The following is a 3,853-nucleotide window of genomic DNA, read 5'->3' on the forward strand; positions in this document are numbered from 1 at the left end:
CCGCGCCCACTGCGCCACCGCCGGTCCCGGCGCCCGCACGCGACACCGTGGCGATCGACGCACCCGAGACGCCGGCCGGGGACAGCGGGGGCATCGGCGGGCTCTTCGCGCACGCCGAGCCGGCCGAGGCCCCGCCCGCGTCGCCGCGCACGGCGGTCTTCGCCTCCCCGTCCGCGGCAGCGCCGCCACGGCCCGCACCGCCGCCGCCCCCGGCGGCCGCCGGTCAACGGTTCGCCTACTGGACCGAGTCGGGTCAGACCGCGGGGGAGGACGACGACGAAGACCGCGACGCGCCGGGCTCGGGCCGCAAGATCGCGCTGATGGCCGTGCTCGCCGTGCTGGTCGTGATCGCCCTCGGCGTGGCCGGCTGGATGGTGCTCGGCGGGGACGGCGACGGCGGGAGCGACGCGGAGGCGTCGTCGTCGGCGCCCACCGCGGCAGGGCCGCAGGCGGGCGACGTCCAGGAGGTGGGCGGCGTCGCCTTCACCGTCCAGGCGGCCCAGGTCGACGAGACCTGCGTCGGCCACGCCTACGGCGACACCGCGGCCTTCCTCGAGGCGAACGACTGCACCGCGCTGTCCCGGGCGCTGTACTCCGCCCAGGTGGAGGGCGGGCCCGTCGTCGTCTCGGTGTCGCGGGTCCAGATGCCCGACAACGGCATCGCCCGCGAGCTGCAGGCACTCACCGACCGCAACGGCAGCGGGAACGTCAACGACCTGCTGCGCGAGGGGGTCCGCTACACCGGCAGCCCCGCGGAGCTGTCCGGCGCGGAGTACGCGAGCGCGGTGTCGGGGTCGACGGTGACGATCGTGGAGAGCGCCTGGGTCGAGGAAGGATCCGAGGGCGGCTCGGCCGAGATCGACCGGCTCGCAACCGCCGGCCTCGAGCTGGCCGTCCCGCCCTTCCCCGCCGATTGACGGACCCCCAGAAGGACCCCGTCCTCCCCACCGCTCGCAAGCTCGCGGCGGTCCCCAGGACGGGGCCGCCTGACCCTCGCAGCCTCGCGGCGAGCCTCCGGACGGGCCTCAGGCAGTCGCGGCGGACCAGGCCATGTCGGCCAGCAGGGCCGCCATCGCCGGGCGGCCGAGCCGGCCGGCGCTGTGCGGTGTCGAGTTGATCAGCCCGAAGACCGCGTGCGCCCGGGCCCGGCAGGCGGCCGCGTCGGCGGCGGGGTGCAGCCGCGCGAGGACGGCGACCCACACCTCGACGTAGCGCCGCTGCAGGCGCCGGACCTGCGCCGCGTCGGCCTCGGTCAGGGAGCCCAGGTCGCGGTCCTGCACGGTGATGAGCGCCGGGTTGTCGAGAGCGAAGTCGACGTGGAAGGCGATGAGGGCACGCAGTTGGGCGGCCGCGTCGCCCCCGGCGTCGGCGACCCGCTCACTGCCGCCGGCCAGGAGGTGCTCGCTGATCCGCAGCAGCATCTCGGCGAGCATCGCGTCCTTGCTCGCGAAGTGCCGGTAGATCGCCGGCCCCGTCACGCCCACGGCGGCGCCGACGTCGTCCACCCCGACCGCCCGGGAGCCGCGCTCGGCGAAGAGCTGGGCGGCCGCCTGCAGGATCTGCTCGCGGCGCGACGGACGGTCGGCGTCGGCGTGCAGCGCTCTGTCACTGGCGGCGGGGCCACGCTCCGCCCGCGTGGAGGTCATGCCGTCGATGCTAGCGCCGGAGTGAACTGACGTTAACCACTCCGGGGTGTGGGGTGGACCATTCGAGTGAACCACCGTTAACCTTCTCCCGTGGACGCACCGGTGCTCCTTCGAAGCGCGACGGCCGACGGCGACGAGGCCGCACGCAACGCGGCCGCGCACGTCGAGCTGGTCGGCGACCTGGTCGATCAGCTGCGGCGGGTGGCGCTCGGCGGGGGCGAACGGGCCCGCCAGAGGCACGTCGAGCGCGGCAAGCTGCTGCCCCGCGAACGGATCGACACCCTGCTCGACCCCGGCAGCCCCTTCCTGGAGCTGTCCCCGATGGCCGCGCACGGCCTCTACGACGGCGACGCCCCGGCGGCCGGGATCATCACCGGGGTCGGCCGGGTCGCCGGGCGGGAGTGCGTCGTCGTCGCCAACGACGCCACCGTCAAGGGCGGCACCTACTACCCGATGACGGTGAAGAAGCACCTCCGCGCGCAGGAGGTGGCGCTCCAGAACCGCCTGCCGTGCATCTACCTCGTCGACTCCGGCGGCGCGTTCCTGCCGATGCAGGACGAGGTGTTCCCCGATCGCGAGCACTTCGGCCGCATCTTCTACAACCAGGCCAACCTCTCCAAAGCCGGCGTCGCCCAGATCGCCGCCGTCCTCGGGTCGTGTACCGCAGGCGGCGCGTACGTGCCGGCGATGAGCGACGAGGCGGTGATCGTCCGCGAGCAGGGCACGATCTTCCTCGGCGGCCCGCCGCTGGTGAAGGCCGCGACCGGCGAGGTCGTCACCGCCGAGGAGCTGGGCGGCGGTGACCTGCACAGCCGGATCAGCGGCGTCACCGACCACCTGGCCGACGACGACGCGCACGCGCTGCAGCTCGTCCGGCAGATCGTCGGCACGCTCGCCCCCCGCGATGCGCGCCCGTGGGACGTCGAGCCCGTCGAGGAGCCGCTGTACCCGCCGGAGTCGCTCTACGAGGTCGTGCCGACGGACTCCCGCACGCCCTACGACGTCCGCGAGGTCATCGCCCGCCTGGTCGACGGCAGCCGGTTCGCCGAGTTCAAGCCGCTCTACGGCGCCACGCTCGTCACCGGCTTCGCGCGGCTGCACGGCCACCCGGTCGGGATCATCGCCAACAACGGCGTCCTGTTCGCCGAGTCCGCGCTCAAGGGTGCGCATTTCATCGAGCTGTGCGACCGCCGCAGGATCCCGCTGCTGTTCCTGCAGAACATCACCGGCTTCATGGTCGGCCGCGACTACGAGGCCGGCGGCATCGCCAAGCACGGCGCCAAGATGGTCACTGCCGTGGCCTGCGCCCGGGTACCGAAACTCACCGTGGTCATCGGCGGCTCGTTCGGGGCCGGCAACTACTCGATGTGCGGCCGGGCCTACTCGCCCCGCTTCCTGTTCACCTGGCCCAACGCCCGCATCTCGGTGATGGGCGGGGAGCAGGCGGCCAGTGTGCTCGCGCAGGTGCGGCGCGACGGCGCCGAGGCCCGCGGCGAGGAGTGGCCGGCCGAGGAGGAGGAGGCGTTCAAGGCGCCGATCCGCGACCAGTACGAGCTGCAGGGCCACCCGTACTACGCCACCGCCCGGCTCTGGGACGACGGCGTGATCGACCCCGCCCAGACCCGCACCGTGCTCGGCCTCGCACTCTCCGCCAGCGCCAACGCTCCACTCGAGGAGGTCGGCTATGGCGTCTTCCGCATGTGAGAGCAGCCGAAATCGCCATTTCGGCACCAGGGGACGGCGGTGAGCGGGATCTTCGAGACAGTTCTGGTCGCCAACCGGGGTGAGATCGCCGTCCGGGTCATCCGCACTCTGCGCGAGATGGGCATCCGGTCGGTCGCCGTGCACAGCGACGCGGACGCCGGAGCGCTGCACACCCGCCTGGCCGACGTCGCCGTCCCCATCGGGCCGGCGCCCGCTGCCCAGAGCTACCTGTCCATCGAGCGGGTGCTCGAGGCGGCCGCCCGGACCGGTGCCCAGGCCGTCCACCCCGGCTACGGCTTCCTGTCGGAGAACGTCGAGTTCGCCCGCGCCTGCGAGGAGGCGGGCATCGTCTTCATCGGCCCGCCGGTCGCCGCGATCGAGGCGATGGCCGACAAGATCCGCGCCAAGCAGACCGTGATGGCCGCCGGCGTCCCCGTCGTCCCCGGGCGGACCGAGCCCGGGATGGACGACGGACAGGTCGCCGACGCCGCGGTCGCCGTGGG

Annotated in this window: 3 protein-coding genes and 1 pseudogene; 3 read left to right on the forward strand and 1 reads right to left on the reverse strand. The window is 73.8% G+C overall.

Going from position 1 to position 3,853, the window contains the following annotated elements; all coding sequences use genetic code 11:
* A pseudogene (locus tag E4P40_RS26840) lies at window positions 1–917 on the forward strand (hypothetical protein); the annotation flags it as partial.
* Window positions 918–1,025: 108 nt separating this feature from the next.
* Here the strand turns inward: E4P40_RS26840 and E4P40_RS26845 are convergent.
* Window positions 1,026–1,646 (reverse strand): TetR/AcrR family transcriptional regulator, encoded by a 621-nt coding sequence (locus tag E4P40_RS26845; protein WP_135161352.1) that lies wholly within the window; start codon window positions 1,644–1,646, stop codon window positions 1,026–1,028.
* A 90-nt stretch (window positions 1,647–1,736) separates the two neighbouring features.
* Here E4P40_RS26845 and E4P40_RS26850 point away from each other — a divergent pair, with 90 nt between their 5' ends.
* Together E4P40_RS26850 and E4P40_RS26855 are read left to right on the forward strand one after the other, a co-directional pair.
* Window positions 1,737–3,350: a carboxyl transferase domain-containing protein gene (locus E4P40_RS26850; RefSeq protein WP_135161353.1), complete on the forward strand. Its 1,614-nt coding sequence runs from the start codon at window positions 1,737–1,739 to the stop codon at window positions 3,348–3,350.
* A 48-nt stretch (window positions 3,351–3,398) separates the two neighbouring features.
* On the forward strand, window positions 3,399–3,853 hold a 455-nt coding region (locus E4P40_RS26855; RefSeq protein ID WP_348519659.1), incomplete at its 3' end, for a biotin carboxylase N-terminal domain-containing protein.

The organism is Blastococcus sp. CT_GayMR20 (genome assembly GCF_004570345.1).